The organism is Streptomyces sp. NPDC056373, from assembly GCF_042262425.1.
Taxonomy (GTDB): Bacteria; Actinomycetota; Actinomycetes; order Streptomycetales; family Streptomycetaceae; genus Streptomyces.
The window spans coordinates 142,487-160,684 of sequence record NZ_JBHJPX010000017.1; the positions used below are offsets into that span (position 1 = coordinate 142,487).

The 18,198-nt window shown below is 71.1% G+C and carries 18 protein-coding genes and 1 riboswitch; of the genes, 9 read left to right on the forward strand and 9 right to left on the reverse strand.

The features are described from left to right. Positions 1–34 precede the first annotated feature (34 nt). A complete protein-coding gene (locus ACFCXS_RS31835; protein ID WP_376646816.1) occupies positions 35–1,444 on the forward strand; it encodes a M1 family metallopeptidase in 1,410 nt (469 codons plus the stop codon). 202 nt (positions 1,445–1,646) lie between these two features. Here the strand turns inward: ACFCXS_RS31835 and ACFCXS_RS31840 are convergent, their stop codons facing one another. Next, positions 1,647–2,222 carry a TerD family protein gene (locus ACFCXS_RS31840; RefSeq protein ID WP_010035999.1) on the reverse strand — a complete coding sequence of 192 codons (576 nt, stop codon included), beginning with the start codon at positions 2,220–2,222 and terminating at the stop codon, positions 1,647–1,649. Between the two features lie 160 nt (positions 2,223–2,382). On the opposite strand from ACFCXS_RS31840, the gene arfB reads away from it, so the two are divergent. After that, complete coding sequence (arfB, locus tag ACFCXS_RS31845; RefSeq protein ID WP_352100080.1) at positions 2,383–2,820, forward strand: alternative ribosome rescue aminoacyl-tRNA hydrolase ArfB; 438 nt, start codon at positions 2,383–2,385, stop codon at positions 2,818–2,820. Here the strand turns inward: arfB and ACFCXS_RS31850 are convergent. Together ACFCXS_RS31850 and ACFCXS_RS31855 are read right to left on the reverse strand one after the other, a co-directional pair. Beyond that, entirely contained in the window at positions 2,817–3,284 is a 468-nt protein-coding gene (locus tag ACFCXS_RS31850; protein ID WP_376646817.1) for a GNAT family N-acetyltransferase, read from the reverse strand. The two genes, arfB and ACFCXS_RS31850, sit on opposite strands and share 4 nt — an antisense overlap. A gap of 69 nt (positions 3,285–3,353) precedes the next feature. Next, complete coding sequence (locus ACFCXS_RS31855) at positions 3,354–3,938, reverse strand: flavin reductase family protein (RefSeq protein ID WP_376646818.1); 585 nt, start codon at positions 3,936–3,938, stop codon at positions 3,354–3,356. Between the two features lie 335 nt (positions 3,939–4,273). Between ACFCXS_RS31855 and cdgB the strand changes: the two genes are divergently transcribed. After that, entirely contained in the window at positions 4,274–5,932 is a 1,659-nt protein-coding gene (gene cdgB / locus ACFCXS_RS31860) for a diguanylate cyclase CdgB (protein WP_376646819.1), read from the forward strand. Positions 5,933–6,049: 117 nt separating this feature from the next. Next, positions 6,050–7,003 (forward strand): carbohydrate-binding protein, encoded by a 954-nt coding sequence (locus ACFCXS_RS31865; protein WP_376646820.1) that lies wholly within the window; start codon positions 6,050–6,052, stop codon positions 7,001–7,003. Between the two features lie 8 nt (positions 7,004–7,011). Here the strand turns inward: ACFCXS_RS31865 and ACFCXS_RS31870 are convergent, their stop codons facing one another. The 3 genes from ACFCXS_RS31870 to ACFCXS_RS31880 form a co-directional block, all read right to left on the reverse strand. Beyond that, on the reverse strand, positions 7,012–7,941 hold the full coding sequence (locus ACFCXS_RS31870; RefSeq protein ID WP_376646821.1) for a 1-phosphofructokinase family hexose kinase: 930 nt from the start codon (positions 7,939–7,941) through the stop codon (positions 7,012–7,014). 120 nt (positions 7,942–8,061) lie between these two features. Then, positions 8,062–9,273, reverse strand: a complete 1,212-nt coding sequence (gene nagA, locus ACFCXS_RS31875; RefSeq protein WP_376646822.1) for an N-acetylglucosamine-6-phosphate deacetylase — start codon at positions 9,271–9,273, stop codon at positions 8,062–8,064. Beyond that, positions 9,273–10,214: an ROK family protein gene (locus ACFCXS_RS31880; protein WP_376646823.1), complete on the reverse strand. Its 942-nt coding sequence runs from the start codon at positions 10,212–10,214 to the stop codon at positions 9,273–9,275. The genes nagA and ACFCXS_RS31880 overlap by 1 nt, the downstream gene beginning before the upstream one ends. Before the next feature lie 129 nt (positions 10,215–10,343). Here ACFCXS_RS31880 and ACFCXS_RS31885 point away from each other — a divergent pair, with 129 nt between their 5' ends. Both ACFCXS_RS31885 and ACFCXS_RS31890 read left to right on the forward strand, forming a co-directional pair. Continuing rightward, entirely contained in the window at positions 10,344–11,597 is a 1,254-nt protein-coding gene (locus ACFCXS_RS31885; RefSeq protein ID WP_376646824.1) for an ABC transporter substrate-binding protein, read from the forward strand. A gap of 40 nt (positions 11,598–11,637) precedes the next feature. Further along, positions 11,638–11,883 carry a DUF3263 domain-containing protein gene (locus ACFCXS_RS31890; protein WP_376646825.1) on the forward strand — a complete coding sequence of 82 codons (246 nt, stop codon included), beginning with the start codon at positions 11,638–11,640 and terminating at the stop codon, positions 11,881–11,883. Between the two features lie 88 nt (positions 11,884–11,971). Here ACFCXS_RS31890 and otsB read toward each other — a convergent pair whose 3' ends face one another. The 3 genes from otsB to ACFCXS_RS31905 form a co-directional block, all read right to left on the reverse strand. Further along, complete coding sequence (gene otsB, locus ACFCXS_RS31895; protein WP_376646826.1) at positions 11,972–12,910, reverse strand: trehalose-phosphatase; 939 nt, start codon at positions 12,908–12,910, stop codon at positions 11,972–11,974. A gap of 7 nt (positions 12,911–12,917) precedes the next feature. After that, a complete protein-coding gene (locus ACFCXS_RS31900) occupies positions 12,918–14,321 on the reverse strand; it encodes a trehalose-6-phosphate synthase (protein ID WP_376646827.1) in 1,404 nt (467 codons plus the stop codon). A gap of 73 nt (positions 14,322–14,394) precedes the next feature. Beyond that, positions 14,395–15,339 carry a glucosyl-3-phosphoglycerate synthase gene (locus ACFCXS_RS31905; RefSeq protein WP_376646828.1) on the reverse strand — a complete coding sequence of 315 codons (945 nt, stop codon included), beginning with the start codon at positions 15,337–15,339 and terminating at the stop codon, positions 14,395–14,397. Positions 15,340–15,519: 180 nt separating this feature from the next. Further along, positions 15,520–15,676: riboswitch (SAM riboswitch) on the forward strand. An 18-nt stretch (positions 15,677–15,694) separates the two neighbouring features. Between ACFCXS_RS31905 and thrC the strand changes: the two genes are divergently transcribed. From thrC to ACFCXS_RS31920, 3 genes are all read left to right on the forward strand, one after another. Continuing rightward, a complete protein-coding gene (gene thrC / locus ACFCXS_RS31910) occupies positions 15,695–16,981 on the forward strand; it encodes a threonine synthase (RefSeq protein ID WP_376646829.1) in 1,287 nt (428 codons plus the stop codon). 101 nt (positions 16,982–17,082) lie between these two features. Then, entirely contained in the window at positions 17,083–17,358 is a 276-nt protein-coding gene (locus tag ACFCXS_RS31915; RefSeq protein WP_215120661.1) for a MoaD/ThiS family protein, read from the forward strand. Positions 17,359–17,805: 447 nt separating this feature from the next. Next, positions 17,806–18,009, forward strand: a complete 204-nt coding sequence (locus ACFCXS_RS31920; protein WP_003949956.1) for a cold-shock protein — start codon at positions 17,806–17,808, stop codon at positions 18,007–18,009. Positions 18,010–18,198: the final 189 nt, after the last annotated feature.

Below are 18,198 nucleotides of genomic sequence, written 5' to 3' on the forward strand. Positions count from 1 at the left end.
GGTGATGGTGTCACGCGCCCGTAGGATCGCGAACGTGGCCCGATCTGTGCGTCTTGTCCCCACGCTGCCCGCAGCCACCCTGCTCGTCTGCGCCCTCACCGCCTGCGGCGGCGGGGTGCACGGCACCCCGGGCGGCTCCGGCGTCCGCGACCCCTACTTCCCGAAGGCCGGCAACGGCGGCTACGACGTAACCCACTACGGCCTGCGCCTCGCCTACGACCCCGGCGCCCACCACCTCACCGGCACGGCCACCCTCACCGCCCGCGCGACGAAGGACCTCTCCGCCTTCGACCTCGACCTGCTCGGCATGGAGGTCGAGCAGATCACCGTCGGCCGCGAGGCCGCCCGCTGGAACCGCGCCGGGCAGGAGCTCACGGTCCGGCCGCGCGGTGACATCGGCCGGGACGACACGTTCCGCGTGACCGTCCGCTACTCCGGAGCGCCCGAGACCGTCACCGACCCGGACGGCTCCGAGGAGGGCTGGCTGCGCACCCCGGACGGGGCGCTCGCGCTGGGCGAGCCGACCGGGTCGATGGCCTGGTTCCCCGGCAACCACCACCCCTCCGACAAGGCGGCGTACGACCTGACGGTGACCGTGCCGAAGGGGCTGCGGGCCGTGTCCAACGGGGAGTTGCGCGGCGAGACGACCGCGCGCGGGCGTACGACGTTCGTGTGGCACACCGGTGAGCCGATGGCGAGCTACCTCGCCACCCTCGCGATCGGCCGCTTCGACATCAGCCGTTCCCGGGCCGGGGACCTGCCCGTGTACACGGCCGTCGACCCGGCCGAGGCGGCGGCGAGCCGGCCCGTGCTGGGGAGGCTTCCCGAGGTGCTGCGGTGGTCGGAGCGGCGGTTCGGGCCGTACCCCTTCTCCACCACCGGCGCGATCGTCGACAGCGCGGGCTTCGTCGGCTACGCCCTGGAGACCCAGAGCCGGCCGGTGTTCCCGGGCGCCCCCGACATCAGGTTCCTCGTCCATGAGTTCGCCCACCAGTGGTACGGCGACTCCGTCACGCCCGAGAGCTGGCGGGACATGTGGCTCAACGAGGGATTCGCGACGTACGCGGAGTGGCTGTGGGAGGAGGACCACGGCGGGCGGAGCGCGCGGGAGACGTTCGACGCGGTGTACTCCGGTGACTACTTCGACACGCAGGAGGCGGGGGAGGAGATCTGGGAGTTTCCGCCGGCGGACCCGCCGAGCGCCGCGCGGATCTCCGACCCGCCGGTGTACTGGCGGGGGGCGATGGTGCTGCAGAAGGTGCGGCAGGCCGTCGGGGACGAGCGGTTCTTCCCGATCCTCGAGGGGTGGGCGGCGAAGCACCGGTACGGGAACGCCGGCACCGCCGACTTCACGGCCTATGTCGGCCAGCAGGCGCCCGGAGCGGACCTGGAGGGCGTCTGGGAGGACTGGCTGTACGGGGAGGGCAAGCCGGAGCGGCCCTGAGGCCCGAGAAGACAACCGCCGCGTGGGGAGGGTTTCAAGTCGCCGTAGGGGCTCGGGTGCTCTGTCCGTGCGGGTTGATCGTGGCTTGTCTCGCCCCCCGGCGGAGCCGCGATCGGCACAGAACCGCGCCCCTGAGGGGGAGTTTCCCCCGGGCCGGTTGTGCGGCCCGGGGGAAACTCCGCTCACGACGCTCGGGCGTCCGTCAGACGTTCACGCCGAAGTCCTGGGCGATGCCGACCAGGCCCGAGGCGTAGCCCTGGCCGACCGCGCGGAACTTCCACTCGGCGCCGTTGCGGTAGAGCTCGCCGAAGACCATGGCCGTCTCCGTCGCCGCGTCCTCCGACAGGTCGTAGCGGGCGATCTCGGCGCCGCCGGCCTGGTTGACGATGCGGATGTAGGCGTTGCGGACCTGGCCGAAGTTCTGGCTGCGGTTCTCGGCGTCGTAGATCGACACCGGGAATACGATCTTGTCGATGTCGGCCGGGAGGGCGGCGAGGTTGACGTTGATCGCCTCGTCGTCGCCGGCGCCCTCGCCCGTGCGGTTGTCGCCGGTGTGCACGATGGAGTTGTCCGGCGTCTGCTTGTTGTTGAAGAAGACGAAGTGGGCGTCCGAGTAGACCTTGCCCTGCGTGTTGACCGCGATCGCCGAGGCGTCGAGGTCGAAGTCCGTGCCGGTGGTGGTGCGGACGTCCCAGCCGAGGCCCACGGTGACGGCGGTCAGGCCCGGAGCCTCCTTGGTGAGCGAGACGTTGCCACCCTTGGACAGGCTTACAGCCATTGTTGGGAGTCCCTTCCCTCGTTTACATGCGGCGAAGAAGCTGCGGCACCGAAGCTACAGCTACCCCCATGAACGTGGAGAGGGGTACGCGAGGTTCCAGGTCCTTTACTTTCTTTACCCGCCGTTATTGGGATGACGTGGACGGGACAGAAGCGGGAACATGGACGGCATGTCCGGTCACCACGTCATCCGCGGCTCCGTCTCCCTGCCCGAGGCCGAGCTCATGTGGCGTTTCTCGCGGTCGTCGGGGCCGGGCGGGCAGCACGTCAACACCAGCGACTCGAAGGTCGAGCTGAGCTTCGACCTGGCGAAGACCGAGGCGCTGCCCGCGGTGTGGAAGCAGCGCGCCCTGGAGCGGCTGGCCGGACGCCTGGTCGACGGGGTCGTCACCGTGCGGTCCTCCGAGCACCGCTCCCAGTGGCGCAACCGCGAGGCCGCCGCCGTACGCCTCACCGCGCTCCTGGCCGAGGCGACGGCGCCCCCGCCCAAGCCCCGCAAGCCGACCCGGATCCCCCGGGGCATCAACGAGCGCAGGCTGCGGGAGAAGAAGCAGCGCTCGGAGACCAAGCAGGGGCGCTCCGCACGGAACTGGGGCTAGGGCAGTTCCAGGACGCCTACCGTCTGGCCTCCGCTGACCTCCCCGTTCGGACGGAAGCCGAGTCCCAGGTAGAAGTCCCCCGGGCCGTCGGGGCCCGGGTGCCAGGTGACGTAGAGCTGTGCGCTGCCGCGCCGGCGCAGTTCGGCCGCCACCGACTCGACGGCGAACCGGCCGTACCCCTTGCCCTGCTCCCCGGCCGCGATGTTCAGCCGCCACAGGCCCGAGCGGTGGACGCTGCCGTCCTCGTGCCAGTCGATGTCGAGGAAGGCCATGAGGAAGCCGACGGGGCGGTCGCCGTCGAGGATCAGGCGGGGCCAGGCCGTGCCGGGATGGACGTAGGCCTCCGCGAGGGATTTCACGACGGGGGCGACCGCGTGTTCCTGGTCGGGGCGGACGTGGATGCCCAGGGCGGCATCGAGGTTCGCGGGGGTGATCTCTTCGAGACGCGGGCCGGGTGTCGACATGCGCGCACCCTAGGAGGGCGGCCCGGCCCCCGGCCAATGGTTTCTGCAGCGCACTCCGCCGGGGGCCGCTCAGCCCAACTGCCGGTACCTGCCCCGGAAGTACGCCAGCGGCCCGCCGTCCGCACTCGGCACCCGGGCGGTCAGGACGCGGCCGATCACCAGCGTGTGGTCACCGGCGGGCACGCGCTGCTCGGTGCGGCACTCCAGGACGGCGAGGGCGCCGCCGACCAGCGGGGCGTCGGTGTACTCGCCGCGGGTGCAGGGGAGGTCGGCGAACAGCAGCCGGTCGCTGACGCGGCCCTTCATCGCGAAGCGGCCCGCGATGTGCCGCTGGCTCTCGGAGAGGACCGAGACCGCCCACAGGTCCCGCTCCTCCAGCAGCTCGTCCATGCGGGAGCCCTCCCGCAGGCTCACCAGCACCAGGGGCGGGTCCAGGGACACCGACATGAAGGCCGTGGCGGTCATGCCCACGTCCTCACCGCCCGGGGCCGTGGGGTCGTCCGGGTCGAGCGGCGGCTCCTGCGCGGTCACCAGGACCACACCCGAGGCCAGCCGGGACATGGCGGCGCGGAACTCGTCGTTGCTCACCCCCTCAGCATGCCCGGAGGCGGGCGACGGAATGATCGCGGACGTGGCGGCGGGAGTGTTCGGCACACCCGGAACGCTAATCTCCGCCCCGCGGGCCCCGCATCGGACTCCCGCCCGATCACGGTCCTAGGACCGCCGACGGACATCCGCGGTCTCGGGACGGTTCCGGGGAAATACATGTGCGCAACCTGACAAAGTTTGCGTTCGGTAGACGCATGTGAAAACGCAGAAACTCCACTCAATTGTTCAGGTTTGCATGTGACTTGAGTCACAAGGGGCAGGAATTGTTGACCCTGTGTACCGAGTGAGCAGCGCGCTGTGATTCAGTGGCGGGGAAGCTGCCAGGGCGGTACGCCGACGAGAACCCTTGAACGCTGCGAGTAATCGGGGGGAGGGCGAGCATGGAGACCGAGTCGGAGCCCTACGTCCGTCTTGCGTCCCTGCGACAACTGCACCAGGTCATGGCCGACATGAACACGGCACGCAGCCTGGCGGACACACTGCAGACCGTCGCGGAGGGCGTCGTCACCGCCCTCGGGTACGAGCTGGCGTGTGTGAACCTCGTCCGCCCGGACGGCGACCTCGTCGTCGCCGCCTTCGCCGGGAACCCCGCCGCCGAGGCCCTCATCACCGGCCGGGTCGGCTCGCGCGAGTCCTGGGAACGCCGCCTCGGCATGGGCGAGCACTGGGGTGACCTGGTGTTCATACCGCACACCGAAGGCTGGGTCCTCGACGACGACGACGTCCCGCAGTGGTACACCGACGGCCCCGCCCCCCGCTTCGAGGACGAGTGGCACCCCGCCGACCGCCTCTTCGCCCCGATGTACGCGCCCGCCCCGAAGGGCAGCGGGACGTGCGGCGAACTGATCGGCGTGCTCTCCGTGGACCGGCCGCGCAACGGCCGCCGGCCCGGAGCCTGGGGCCGCGAGGCGCTCCAGATGTACGCGTTCCAGGCCGCCATCGCCATCAGCAACGCCCGGCTGCGCGCCAACATGCAGCGCGCGCTGGTTCGCCTGGAGCGCGAGCAGCAGGCCCTGCGGGCGAGCGAGGAAAGCTTCCGGCAGGCCTTCGAGTACGCACCGTCCGGCATGGCCATCGCCGAGATGGGCGGCGACCAGCACGGCCGGATCCTGCGCACCAACGACGCGCTGTGCCGGCTGCTGGGCCGCCCCGCCTCCGCGATGCGCCGCTATTCCTTCTCCGACCTGGTCCACCCCGAGGACATAGGCACCCTGCTGCGCACCTCGGCGGAGGGCGGACGCGCGGAGCTGCGCCTCGGCCGCCGGGACGGCACATACGTCTGGGTCAGCCTGCGCAACAGCGTGGTCGCCGACGCCGCCGACGGCCCGCGCTTCCTCCTCACCCACGTCGAGGACATCGAGGAGCGCAAGCGACGCGAGCTCCAGCTTGCCCACCGCGCCTCGCACGACTCGCTGACCGGCCTGCCGAACTCCGCGGAGCTGCGCTCGCGGCTGTCGTCCCGGCTCTGTCAACGCGCGTCGTCCCCGCACACCGTCGTGGAGTCCGTCGACGCGGCCTACGGCCATCCCGACTTCGACCTGGTCGGTCCCGGCTTCGACTTCCGGCAGGGCGCAGAGCCCTACGACGCCTACGACCACCATGTGCACACCATCGCCCCGGACGGGAGCCACGACGACGGCACCAAGGGCCTCGCCGTGCTCTTCTGCGACCTCGACGGCTTCAAGTCGATCAACGACCGGTTCGGGCACAACGCGGGTGACGCGGTTCTCATCGAGGTCGCCCGGCGGCTGAGCAACGGCGTCCGCGACGGTGACACGGTCGCCCGGCTCGGGGGTGACGAATTCGTCATCCTGGCCGACGGGCTCGGCCGCGCCGATGCGCAGGACCTCGCGGTCCGCCTCCGCAACGAGATCATCCAGCCCATCCGCGCCGAGGGACGGGCCGTCCGGGTCGGTGCCAGCTTCGGCATCGGATGGGCACACTGTGGAATGACGGCGGACGAAGTGTTGAAATCCGCTGACGAGCGGATGTACGTCGAGAAACGATCTCGTCCCAAACAACACAGACGCGCCGGGTGAAGCCCTGGTCAGCGAGTTGATGCGGTCTGAGTCACCCGTTTGGGTCTCTGGGAGCGGGTAGGCTCGCTAACTCACCCGTGTACCGCATGCACCGCACCTGACTGAGGAGACCAAGGGATGACGCCCGGCAACAACGGCGCGAGCACGCCCGAGGACGACGACCCGTTCGGCTATCTCTACGCCGACGGGCAGGCCAACGGAGCCCAGCCGCCGTCCGGGGGCTACGGCTACCCGAACTCGGTCAACCGGGTCAGAGCGGTCGGCACTCGCCCCTATGGCCAGCAGCAGTCGCAGAACGCGACGGCGCCGTACGGCCAGGTCCCGCAGCAGCAGGGCGCCTACAGCCAGCCGAACGCGCACTACGCGGCGCCGGAGACACTGCCGGGCGGTGCGCAGACCGCGCAGCAGCAGCTGCCGACAGGTGGCGGCGGCCGGGGTGGCCGCGGCCCGAACCACAAGGGCCTGCTGATCGGCGCGATCGCGGTGGTCGCGGCGGTCGTCGTCGGCATCGGCGTGGCCATGCTGGGCGGCGACAAGGACAAGGACGGCGCGTCCGACGAGGTGGGCACGAGTCCCACCCAGTCCGAGGAGTCGAAGCCGAGCCCTTCGGCGAGCAAGGGTGGTGCGGCCGCACAGGAGGAACTCCCGAAGTCCGACGCAAAGGCGCTGCGTCTCGGTGGCAGCGCGGCCCTCGCCCAGGACGTCGAGGGTGCCCAGTCCGAGGGCGGCATCTACGTCGGGAACCTCAACCAGGTCGGCTCGTCGGTCACCTGGACCGTCAACGGTGTCCCCAAGGACGGCGCGTACACCGTCTTCGCCCGCTACAGCACGGCGGACGAGGACCAGGAGATGACCCTCACCGTCAACGGCAAGCCCTTCGGCAACAAGCTCAACCTGGGCAACTTCGCCCACGCCAAGGACGGCGACTTCACCAAGGGCTGGACGAAGACCTACGCCTGGCCGACCCTCAACAAGGGCACCAACACCATCTCGCTGTCCTGCCAGGACGGCGACAAGTGCAACGTCCTCCTGGACCAGCTGTGGCTGAAGGCGGGCCAGGTCAAGGACTGACCCGCGGCCTATGCCGCGCTGATCTCTCCCGAAACCGTCACCCTCCCCAGCAGCTCCTCGTACACCCCCCGGTCGAACTCCCCCGCCACCGGTGCCTGCACCGTCGCTGCCGCCAGGGCCGTCGCCCGGGTGAGGCGGGTCGGCCAGGGGAGGTGTTCCACCAGGCCCGAGAGCAGGCCTGCCACCGTCGCGTCGCCCGCGCCTGTCGGGTTTCCTCGTAGTGAGGCCGGGGGGAGGGCTCGCCAGCGGCCTTCCCGGGTGACTGCAAGCAGGCCCTCCGGGCCGAGGGAGGCGACCACCGCGGCCGCGCCTCGGCGGCGGGCGTCCTGGGTCGCGCGGAGTGGGTCGTGGGAACCCGTCAGTTCCGCCAGTTCGTCCGCGTTCGGCTTGATGATGTCCGGGCGGGCCGCGACGCCCCGGCGCAGGGGCTCGCCGCTGGTGTCCAGGAGGACCGGGACCGAGAAGGAGCGGGCCGTGCGGACCAGGCCCGCGTACGCGCCCACCGGGACGCCCGGCGGCAGACTGCCGCACAGGGCCACCGCGGAGGCGGAGGGCAGCAGGTCCTCGTAGGCCTCCTGGAAGGACGACCATTCGGACGGCGTGATCGTCGGGCCCGGTTCGTTCAGCTGCGTCGTGTCGCCGGTGCGCTCGTCGACCACGGCGACCGTGCGGCGGGTCGCGCCCGACGCCGGCACCAGCGCGTCCACCACCCCCGGCACCGCCGCGAGTCCCTCCCGCACGACCCGGCCCGTCGCGCCGCCCGTGAATCCCGTCACCGTCACCTCGTGCCCGAGGGCCGCCAGCACCCGGGCCACGTTGACGCCCTTGCCGCCGGGGCGTTCCGTCACCTCGGAGACCCGGTGGGAGGTGTGCGGCCGGAGGGTCCGGACGCGGTAGGTGATGTCGAGAGCGGTGTTCAGCGTGACCGTGAGGATCACCTGGGCCGACCTCCCCCGATGTGCGTGCCGACGTGAACGTGCAGGTAGCCCGATCATGCCAAAGAGACGGCGGTCGGCCCAGTCCTGGAGTCGGCCACCGTCTCCCGACTGCGGGATAGATCAACCCAGTTGGGGAGGGACCACCCATTCGCCCCGCCGCATCACGCCCTTCAACTCGTAGGTGGAGTCCAGGATCAGCAGGTCGGCGAGTTTTCCGGGCTCCAGTGAGCCGATCGTGTCCGCCAGGCCGAGCAGCCGGGCCGGGTTGGCGGACAGGGCCGTCACCGCGTCCTCGACGGAGAGGCCGTCGACCGTGACCGCCCGCTTGAACGCGCGGTCCTGGGTGAGGGTCGAGCCGGCGATCGTGCCGTCCTCCACCAGCCGGGCCACGCCGTCCGCGACCTCCACCTCCAGCGGGCCCAGCCAGTAGCGTCCGTCGCCGAACCCGGCCGCGTCCATCGCGTCCGTGATGAACGCCACCCGGTCCGCCCCCGCGTGGTGGAACGCCAGCCGCAGTGCGGCGGGGTGCAGGTGCGTGCCGTCGTTGATCAGCTCGACCGTGATCCGCTCGTCCTCCAGAAGCGCGGTGATCGGGCCGGGGGAGCGGTGGCCGAGCGGCGGCATCGCGTTGAAGAGGTGGGTGGCGACGGTGGCGCCCGCGTCGATGGCCTCCACCGTCTGCTCGTACGTGGCGTCCGTGTGGCCGATCGCGGCGATCACGCCGTGATCGGTGAGCAGGCGTACGGAGTCCAGGCCGCCGGGGAGTTCGGTGGCCAGCGTGAGCATCCTGGCCCGGCCCCGGGCCGCGTCGATCAGCTTGCGGACGTCCGCGGGGTGCGGGTCACGCAGGAGTGCCTCGGAGTGGGCGCCCTTGCGGCAGGGGGAGATGAAGGGGCCCTCGAAGTGGACACCGGCGATCTCGCCCTGCTCGGCGAGTTCGCTCAGCAGGCCCGCGCGGTGGGCGAGGGAGTCCATGTCGCCGGTGACGGTGGAGGCGACCAGGGTGGTCGTGCCGTGCAGGCGGTGGGTGTGGATGCCCTTGAGGACGTCGTCGGCCGAGCCGGAGGTGAAGGAGGCTCCGCCGCCGCCGTGGTTGTGCAGGTCGACGAAGCCGGGGATGACGTAGTGGCCGGTCGCGTCGATGACGTGGGCGTTTTCGGGGGCGGTGGCGGTGATGCGGGTGCCGTCGATCACCAGACGGCCGTCTTCGACTGTCCCTGTGGGGAGTACGACGGTTGCGCCGGTGAGGACCGTGGGGTGTCCGGCCGTGGCGGGGTGCGGGTGCGTGGGGGCTTGTCGCGCAGTTCCCCGCGCCCCTGGGGCATCGGTCATCAGGGGGTTACCTCCATGCGGTCGGTCGATGCCAGAAGATCCCAGGCCAGCAGGCCCGCGCCGAGACAACCTGCGCTGTCACCCAGCGCCGCCGGGACGAGTGTCGGCTGTTTCTGGAAGGTGGTGCGAGCGCGGATCGCTTCCCGCAGGGGCGCGAAGAGGGTTTCCCCCGCCTCGGCCAGCCCGCCGCCGATGATCAAAATGCGGGGGTCGAGCAACGTCAGGGCCGTGACCAGGCCGTCGGCCAGGGCGTCCACCGCCTGCTGCCAGACCGCCTCGGCCCGCGGGTCGCCGGAGTCCACCGCCTTCGCGCAGTCCGCGGCGTCGGCGCCCGGGTCGCCCGAGGCCGCGGCCCAGGCCTCGCTCACGGCCGCCGCCGAGGCGAAGCGCTCCAGGCAGCCGCGCTGTCCGCACGGGCAGGGCGCTCCACCGGGGCGTACGACGATGTGGCCGATCTCGCCCGCGAAGCCGTGCGCGCCCGCCTCGACCCGGCCGTCGACGCCGATGGCGCCCGCGATGCCGGTGCCCAGTGCCACGAACAGGAACCGGTCCGCGCCCAGGCCCGCGCCGACCCGGCCCTCGGCGAGGCCGCCGGTGCGCACGTCGTGGCCGAGGGCTACGGGGACGCCGAGCCGCTGCGCCAGCAGGTCGCGCAGCGGGACGTCGCGCCAGCCGAGGTTGGCCGCGTAGACGGCGATGCCGTCCGCCTCGTCGACGATGCCCGGGACGGCCACGCCGGCGGCGGACGCGGGCGTGCCGAAGTGCTCGGTGCCGTAGGCGTGGAGCTCGGTGGCGAAGTCGAGGATGCCCGCGACGACGGCGTCCGGCCCCTGGGCGCGTCCGGTGGCCCGGCGGGCCCGGTGCAGCACCTCGCCCCCCGGCCCGGCCAGAGCGGCCTTCATTCCGGTGCCGCCCACGTCGAGGGCGATGACATGTCTCACGGGAACAGTGTGACCCGGGGACCCGCAAGAGGTCTAGTCCACTCACGTGGTGTAGACCTTGTTCCGGATATCGAAATGTTTCGGCGGCGGTGACGCCGGGGTTGGGGAAGAACAGCGGTGCAGCGGCGGATGGCAGGAACGATCGCGGTGGTGTCCGCACTGGGCATGACGGCGGTCCTCGGCGGCTGCGGCCTCACGGGCGGCTCGGCCGACGTGACCCTGAAACTGGTCGCCGCCGACTACGGCGACAACGCGGCCAACAGCTCGAAGAAGTACTGGGCCAAGCTCGCCGACGAGTACGAGGCCGACCACCCCGACGTCGAGGTCGACGTCAGCGTCTACTCCTGGAACGACGTCGACCGCAAGGTCCGGGAGATGGTCGCCGCCGGTGACCCGCCGGACATGGCGCAGATCGGCGCGTACGCCGACTACGCGGCCGAGAACCAGCTCTACAAGGCCGACGACCTGCTCTCCATACCCGTGCAGGCCGACTTCGTCGGGCAGCTGGCCTCCGCGGGCCAGGTGAAGGGCGTGCAGTACGGGATGCCGTTCGCCGCCTCCACGCGCGTGCTCTTCTACAACAAGACCCTGTTCGCCAAGGCCGGCATCAACCCGCCCAAGTCCTGGAACGACCTGGCCGAGGACGCCGGGGCGCTCAAGGCGGAGGGTGTGAAGTACCCGTACGCGCTGCCCCTCGGCCCGGAGGAGGCGCAGGCCGAGACCATGCAGTGGATGCTCAGCGGCGCGGGCGGCTACACCGACAGCGTCGACAGCTACGCCATCGACTCCCCGCAGAACGTCGACACCTTCTCCTGGCTGAAGGAGGACCTGGTCGGCAAGGGCCTGACCGGTCCGGTCGCGCCGGGCGAACTCAACCGGGCCGCGGCGTTCGCCGCCTTCGCCAAGGGTGAGGTCGGCATGCTCGACGGCCACCCGTCGCTGATGAAGATCGCCGCCAAGGGCGGCGTCAAGTACGGGATGGTGCCCACGCCGGGCCACGAGGGCCCGAGCAGGTCCACGCTCGGCGTCTCCGACTGGATGACGGCGTTCCGCAAGAACGGCCACCGCGACCAGGTGGGCGACTTCCTCGACTTCGTCTACAGCGAGAAGAACGTGCTGGCCTTCTCCCGCGAGTACGACCTGCTGCCGGTCACCTCCTCCGCGTCCGGCACCATGGCCGCCTCCGAGGAGGACCGGCACCTCAAGCCGTTCCTGGAAGAGCTGCTGTCCTCCGAGCTCTACCCGGTCGGCAAGACGTCCTGGGCCGACGTGGCCTCCCAGGTCAAGGGCCGGATCGGCAAGGCCGTCGCGCCCGGAGGCAGCCCCTCGGTCGTCCTCGGCAATCTCCAGGCGGCGGCGAGCCGCGCGGAGAGCGCGGAGTAGCTCCGCTGCGCTGTCGGTGGCGGGCGTTACGGTGCCGGGTATGGACGAGGGCACGGGTGAGCAGGGGCTGGGGCGCAGGGAGCGGGACATCCTCGCGCTCGAACGCCGGGGCTTCTCCGGGCCCGGTGCGAAGGAACGGGCCGTACGGGAGGAGCTGGGGCTCGCGCCGGTGCGGTATTACCAGTTGCTCAATGCGCTGCTGGATGATGCGCGGGCGTTGGAGCATGATCCGGTGACGGTGAATCGGCTTCGGCGTGTCCGGGAGCGGCGTCGGTCCGAGCGGTGAGGGTCGTGGGGCTTCCGGCCGTCGTGCGGGTGCGGGTGCGTTGTGGTCGTTCGCGCAGTTCCCCGCGCCCCTATAGGCACGTGCCCCTTCAGCCGATTTGGTGAGCCAGGGCCCTCAGCAGCCCCACCACGCCCTGCGGGCCGTCCACCACCACGTCCGCCCGGTCCCTGAGCTCGGTCACCTCGTCGCTGCCGCTGCACACCAGCAGGCCCGGGGTGCCGGTCGTGCGGAGGGTGTCCACGGCGGTGTAGGCGGGCAGGTCGCCCAGGTCGTCGCCGGCGTAGAGGACGGAGCCGGCGCCGATCTCCCGGGCGAAGCCGGTGAGGGCGACGCCCTTGTCCATGCCGGGAGGACGCAGTTCGAGGACCAGGCGGCCGGGCTCGACGATCAGGCCGTGCCTGCTCGCCAGGTCGGTGAGCGGCTCGCGCAGGGCCTCGAAGGCGGCCTGCGGATCGGCGGCCCGGCGGGTGTGCACGGCCACCGCCCGGCCCTTGTCCTCCACCCAGGTCCCGCTCCCGTCGAGCAGCCCGGGCAGCTCCGCGAGGACCGCGTCGACGCCGGGGTGCGGGTCGGGTGCGGTGACCTCGCCGCTGCGGGCGTCCCACCGCTCGGCGCCGTAGTGCCCGAGGACGACGAGGTGCTCGAGGCCCGGGACGTCCGCGAAGCCGCCGTTGCGCACGGCCACCTCGGCGGGCCGGCCGGTGATCACGGCGATGGCGGCGACCTTCGGGGCGAGCGCCACCAGCGCGCCCAGCGCCTCCGGATGGGCCCGGGCCAGCTCCGGATCGGCCACGATCGGCGCGAGCGTCCCGTCGAAGTCCAGGGCGATCAGCGCCTTGCCGGGCTGCGCGAGGAGAGCGGTGAGCCCGTCCTGTCCGGCAGGCGTGACGGGGGTGAGGCGGGTGTCCGCGTCGGGGCCGTCCGGTGCGGCCGCCGCGTCGGGCCCGGGCAGGCCGCCCTGCCCGCGCCGCGCGGCCGACGAGTCGTTCGCCGGGCCGCTGCCCGAAACGCCCCTCTGACTGCTCATCCCGTCCTCAGCCCCTCAGCGCGTCGAGCTGGTCCAGGAACCACCGGGCCGGTGGCAGGGCCGTCGCCGCGGCGGACAGGCGCTTGGTGCGTTCGGCGCGTTCCTCCGGGCGCATCGACAACGCCTCGTGCAGAGCCGTCGCCGTGCCCGTGATGTCGTAGGGGTTCACCGTGATCGCGTCCTCGCCCAGCTCCTCGTGTGCCCCGGCCTCCCGCGACAGCACCAGCGCGCAGCCCGCGTCGGAGACGACGGGGACCTCCTTGGCGACCAGGTTCATGCCGTCGCGGATGGGGTTGACGAGGGCCACGTCGGCCAGCCGGTAGGCGGCCAGCGAGCGGGCGAAGTCGTCCTTGACGTGCAGCACGACCGGCTTCCAGCCCGGCGTGCCGTACTCGGCGTTGATCTCGTCCGCCAGCCGCTGCACCTCGGCCGTGTAGTCCCGGTACACCGCGAGGTCCTGCCGGGAGGGGTAGGCGAAGGCGACGTGCACCACCTGCTCGCGCCATTCGGCGTGTGCCTCCAGCAGCCGCCGGTAGGCCAGCAGGCCGCGCACGATGTTCTTGGACAGCTCGGTGCGGTCCACCCGGACGATGGTGCGGCGGGCACCGCCGTCCGGAGCCGGGCCGATCTCCTGCCGCAGCGCGGCCATCCGCTCCTCGACGTCCGGCTCGTGGGCCCGCTCGCGCAGGAAGTCCGCGTCGGCGCCGAGGCCGTGCACCCCGACCCGGGTGCCGCCGAGCCCGCCCGCGAACCGCTCGGCGCACGCGGTGAACGCCTCCGCCCACCGCTCGGTGAGGAAGCCGAGGCGGTCCGCGCCGAGCATGCCGCGCAGCACCTGCCCGGCCACGTCGTCCGGCAGCATCCGGAAGTACTCCGGCGGCGCCCACGGCGTGTGCGAGAAGTGCCCGATGCGCAGGTCGGGCCGCAGCTCGCGGAGCATGCCCGGCACCAGCGTCAGGTGGTAGTCCTGCACCACGACCGCCGCGCCCTGCCCGGCCTCCTCGGCCAGCGCCTCCGCGAACGCCCGGTTGTACGCCTCGTAGGACGCCCACTGGCGCCGGAACTCCGCGTCGAAGACCGGCTCCAGCGGTGTCTGGTAGAGCATGTGGTGCACGAACCACAGGACCGAGTTGGCGATGCCGTTGTACGCGTCGGCGTGCACGTCGGCCGGGATGTCCAGCATCCGCACGCCGCCCTCGCCGACGCCGCGCCGCACCGCCTCCCGGTCGCCGTCGGACAGCGCCGAGCAGACCCACAGCGCGTCCGCGCCGGAGCCGATCGCCGAGAGCCCGGAGACCAGCCCGCCGCCGCCCCGTTTGGCCTCCAGCGAACCGTCCTCGCCCACCGTGTACGAGACGGGACCCCGGTTGGAGGCCACCAGCACCTGCGCAGCACCGTTCGTCGAAGCCATAAGCCTCAACCTAGCCCGGCCCCCGAACGCTCAAACGTGCGGATCTGCCGCGCCCGGCCGAAAACGGCCCCGGTCAGGCCGCTCTCCGCTCCTGGTACTCGGCGATCTCCACCATCGGCGGACGCTCCTCGGTGTCCACGGAGTACGTCCGCGGCTCGAAGCCGTCCGTGCCCCGCTCGAACTGCGTCAGGGACGGCCGGATCAGATGCCCGCGCGCCAGCCGCAGCTGGGCCGTGCGGTAGATCGCGGCGGCCATCCGGCCCAGCGCCTGCCCGTCCTGGTGCCGGTGCTTGCGCACCCCCACGTCCACCTGGGCGAGGGCGTCCAGGCCCACCAGGTGCAGGGCGTCCACCAGCATGCCCAGCTCCACGCCGTACCCGACCGGGAACGGCAGCTGCTCCAGCAGCGAGCGGCGGGCCGCGTACTCGCCGCCGAGCGGCTGCACGAAGCCCGCCAGCTGCGGCCAGTGCATGTTGAGCAGCGGGCGCGCCATCAGCTCGGTGACCCGGCCGCCCTGCCCGGCCGCGCCGGCCAGCGGCCGGTCGTACATGGCCTTCACCAGGTCCACGTCCGGGTCCGTGAGCAGCGGGCCCACGATCCCCGTGACGAAGTCGGACGAGAAGTCCTTCAGGTCCGCGTCGACGAAGCAGACGATGTCCCCGCGGGTGACGAGCAGCGAACGCCACAGCACCTCGCCCTTGCCGGGCACGGCGGGCAGGCGCGGGAGTATCCGGTCCCGGTGCACCACCCGCGCGCCCGCGGCGGCGGCCACCTCGGACGTACGGTCGGTCGACCCCGAGTCGACGACGACGAGCTCGTCGACGAGAGGGACCTGCCGCATCAGGTCGTGACGGATGACGGCGGCGATGTCCCCGACCGTCTCCTCCTCGTTGAGCGCGGGCAGCACGACACTGACCGTCCGGCCCGTGCGCTGCTTCGCGGCGAGAATCTGATGGAGCGGGCGGTCGTTCGCGGACCAGGAACGGGCGCTCAGCCAGCGCTCGACTTCTTCCAGCACCGTGGCGGCTCCTTTGCGTGTTCTCTGCGGGACGGACTGCCCGCCGCGGTAGCGGCTGACGGGTACAGTCATCTCGCGGTTCGGACGACTGTCTCAACTGTCCTGGTCGTCGGTTACAGTCTTGAACAAGGCGGATGACCATCGCATGTCCGGGGTCACCCGCCGCCTACAACCACATACAGCTCATCCAGAGGGGCAGAGGGAAACGGCCCGATGAAGCCCCGGCAACCCTCCAGTCGGTACTCGTAGGTCACTGGCGACCACATGCGCGAGGCTCCCGGCTCGGGAAGGTGCCAAATCCGTCTCACGGCGAGATGCGTCGTGAGGAAGATGAGGAGAAAGGGCCTCGCCTCACATGGCTGCGCAGACTGTTGCAAGCACCACAGAATCCACCGTAGACCTCGGCCCCGCCGCCGCGCTCAGCTGCCGCGAGTGCGGCCACCGTGTGCCTCTCGGCCCGGTCTTCGCGTGCGAGGAGTGTTTCGGTCCGCTGGAGATCGCCTACGACTTCTCCGCCTACGACACCGAAGAGCTCCGCAAGCGCATCGAAGCGGGCCCCGCGAACATCTGGCGCTACGCCCCGCTGCTGCCCGTCCCGGCCGACGTGGCGGACAAGCCGAACATCAACCCGGGGTGGACCGCGCTGGTCAAGGCCGACAACCTCGCGCGCGAGCTGGGTGTCGACGCCGGCAAGCTGTTCGTGAAGGACGACTCCGGCAACCCGACGCACTCCTTCAAGGACCGCGTCGTCGCCCAGGCCCTGGAGGCCGCCCGCGCCTTCGGCTTCACCACGCTCTCCTGCTCCTCCACCGGCAACCTCGCCGGTGCGGTGGGTGCCGCGGCGGCCCGCGCCGGCTTCCGCTCGTGCGTGTTCATCCCGCACGACCTGGAGCAGGGCAAGGTCGTCATGGCCGCGATCTACGGCGGCGAGCTCGTCGGCATCGAGGGCAACTACGACGACGTGAACCGTTTCTGCTCCGAGCTGATCGGCGACCCGGCCGGTGAGGGCTGGGGCTTCGTCAACGTCAACCTGCGGCCGTACTACGCCGAGGGTTCCAAGACCCTGGCGTACGAGATCTGCGAGCAGCTCGGCTGGCAGCTCCCGGACCAGCTGGTCGTCCCGATCGCCTCCGGCTCGCAGCTCACGAAGATCGACAAGGGGCTCCAGGAGCTGATCAAGCTCGGGCTCGTCGAGGACAAGCCGTACAAGATCTTCGGTGCGCAGGCGCTCGGGTGCTCGCCGGTGTCGACGGCGTTCAAGGCCGGGCACGACGTGGTGCGGCCGCAGAAGCCGGACACCATCGCCAAGTCCCTCGCGATCGGCAACCCGGCGGACGGGCCGTACGTGCTGGACATCGCGCGGCGGACGGGTGGTGCGGTGGAGGACGTGACGGACGAGCAGGTCGTCGAGGCGATCAAGTTGCTCGCGCGGACCGAGGGTGTGTTCGCGGAGACCGCGGGTGGGGTGACGGTGGGTGTGACGAAGAAGCTGATCGAGAGCGGGGCCCTCGACCCCACCAAGACCACCGTCGTGCTCAACACCGGAGACGGCCTCAAGACGCTGGACGCGGTGGCCGGGACGGGGCTGACCGCGACCATCCGGCCCAACCTGGACTCGTTCCGTGAGGCCGGGCTGGTCTGATCGTTGTTCGCTGCGGGCCGGTGGGGGCTGGTCGCGCAGTTCCCCGCGCCCCTGAGGGCGCGCCCCAGCCGTAGCTCAAGAAGAACCGGAGGACATGTCCGATGAGCGTCACCGTTCGAATCCCCACCATCCTGCGTACCTACACCGGCGGGCAGGCCGAGGTCGCCGCCGAGGGCGGGAACCTCGGTGAGGTCATCGCCGATCTGGAGAAGAACCACACCGGGATCGCCGCCCGTGTGCTGGACGACCAGGGCAAGCTGCGGCGGTTCGTCAACGTCTACGTCAACGACGACGACGTGCGGTTCGAGCAGGGGCTGGAGACGGCGACGCCGGACGGTGCCGGTGTGTCGATCATTCCCGCCGTCGCCGGCGGCTGAACCGGTCGACCGGCTTGATTGTTACCTTCGGTAACGACGGTCACTGAGAGTTTATCGAATTGCCCCCTCCGTGAGAGAAGCGGAGGGGGGCAATTCTGCGTGGTTGAGCGGGGTACAGTTGGGGAACGCGGTCCCGATTCCCTGATCGGAACCCTGAATTCCCGCTACGAGCCCGACAAGATGTAGCCAAAGTGTGTACGTCTTTTGCGGCTTTTGTTCCTTTTGTGTGGCCCGACTTGCCCTGAATTCGGGCGAATTCTCCCCACATTCCGGACCCTGCGCGTCCAGAATTCTCGTCCGATTGACCTGTTGCAGACGGCAGTTGGACAGATACATTCAGCCGCGGTCGACGCGTTCCGGCGCACGCCCCCAACCGTGGGGGGTGAGGTCTGACCCGGGTCCGCGAAGTGTGGATCTGTGCAAGGGCCAGTAATAGGGGAGTTAGGCATGGCTCAGGGCACCGTCAAGTGGTTCAACGCGGAGAAGGGGTACGGCTTCATCGCGGTCGACGGTGGTGCGGATGTTTTCGTCCACTACAGCGCGATCCAGATGGACGGCTACCGCACCCTTGAAGAGGGTCAGCGGGTCGAGTTCGAGATCTCGCAGGGTCAGAAGGGACCGCAGGCCGACATGGTTCGCGTCGCTGCCTGAACGCGCACCACGACCAACGCATCAAGCGACCGGTCTTCTCTGAAGGGCCCGTACCCCCCGGGGTGCGGGCCCTTCGGCCTGCTCGGGCACCTGCCGGGCGGTGTTCGCGGGCGGCTGACGCCCCCGCCCGATCCCCGGGAGGCGCTTGCGCCCGCCCGTCACCCGACCGCCACCCCCCAATGAGCTCCC

What these genes read in the sequence shown, in the direction of transcription:
- ACFCXS_RS31840 (WP_010035999.1), bottom strand. Translation starts at nt 2,222, where the DNA reads ATGGCTGTAAGCCTGTCCAAGGGTGGCAACGTCTCGCTCACCAAGGAG.
- ACFCXS_RS31920 (WP_003949956.1), top strand. Translation starts at nt 17,806, where the DNA reads ATGGCTCAGGGCACCGTCAAGTGGTTCAACGCGGAGAAGGGGTACGGC.
- cdgB (WP_376646819.1), top strand. Translation starts at nt 4,274, where the DNA reads ATGGAGACCGAGTCGGAGCCCTACGTCCGTCTTGCGTCCCTGCGACAA.
- ACFCXS_RS31885 (WP_376646824.1), top strand. Translation starts at nt 10,344, where the DNA reads ATGGCAGGAACGATCGCGGTGGTGTCCGCACTGGGCATGACGGCGGTC.
- ACFCXS_RS31915 (WP_215120661.1), top strand. Translation starts at nt 17,083, where the DNA reads ATGAGCGTCACCGTTCGAATCCCCACCATCCTGCGTACCTACACCGGC.
- ACFCXS_RS31865 (WP_376646820.1), top strand. Translation starts at nt 6,050, where the DNA reads ATGACGCCCGGCAACAACGGCGCGAGCACGCCCGAGGACGACGACCCG.
- thrC (WP_376646829.1), top strand. Translation starts at nt 15,695, where the DNA reads ATGGCTGCGCAGACTGTTGCAAGCACCACAGAATCCACCGTAGACCTC.
- arfB (WP_352100080.1), top strand. Translation starts at nt 2,383, where the DNA reads ATGGACGGCATGTCCGGTCACCACGTCATCCGCGGCTCCGTCTCCCTG.
- ACFCXS_RS31890 (WP_376646825.1), top strand. Translation starts at nt 11,638, where the DNA reads ATGGACGAGGGCACGGGTGAGCAGGGGCTGGGGCGCAGGGAGCGGGAC.
- ACFCXS_RS31900 (WP_376646827.1), bottom strand. Translation starts at nt 14,321, where the DNA reads ATGGCTTCGACGAACGGTGCTGCGCAGGTGCTGGTGGCCTCCAACCGG.
- ACFCXS_RS31850 (WP_376646817.1), bottom strand. Translation starts at nt 3,284, where the DNA reads ATGTCGACACCCGGCCCGCGTCTCGAAGAGATCACCCCCGCGAACCTC.
- nagA (WP_376646822.1), bottom strand. Translation starts at nt 9,273, where the DNA reads ATGACCGATGCCCCAGGGGCGCGGGGAACTGCGCGACAAGCCCCCACG.
- otsB (WP_376646826.1), bottom strand. Translation starts at nt 12,910, where the DNA reads ATGAGCAGTCAGAGGGGCGTTTCGGGCAGCGGCCCGGCGAACGACTCG.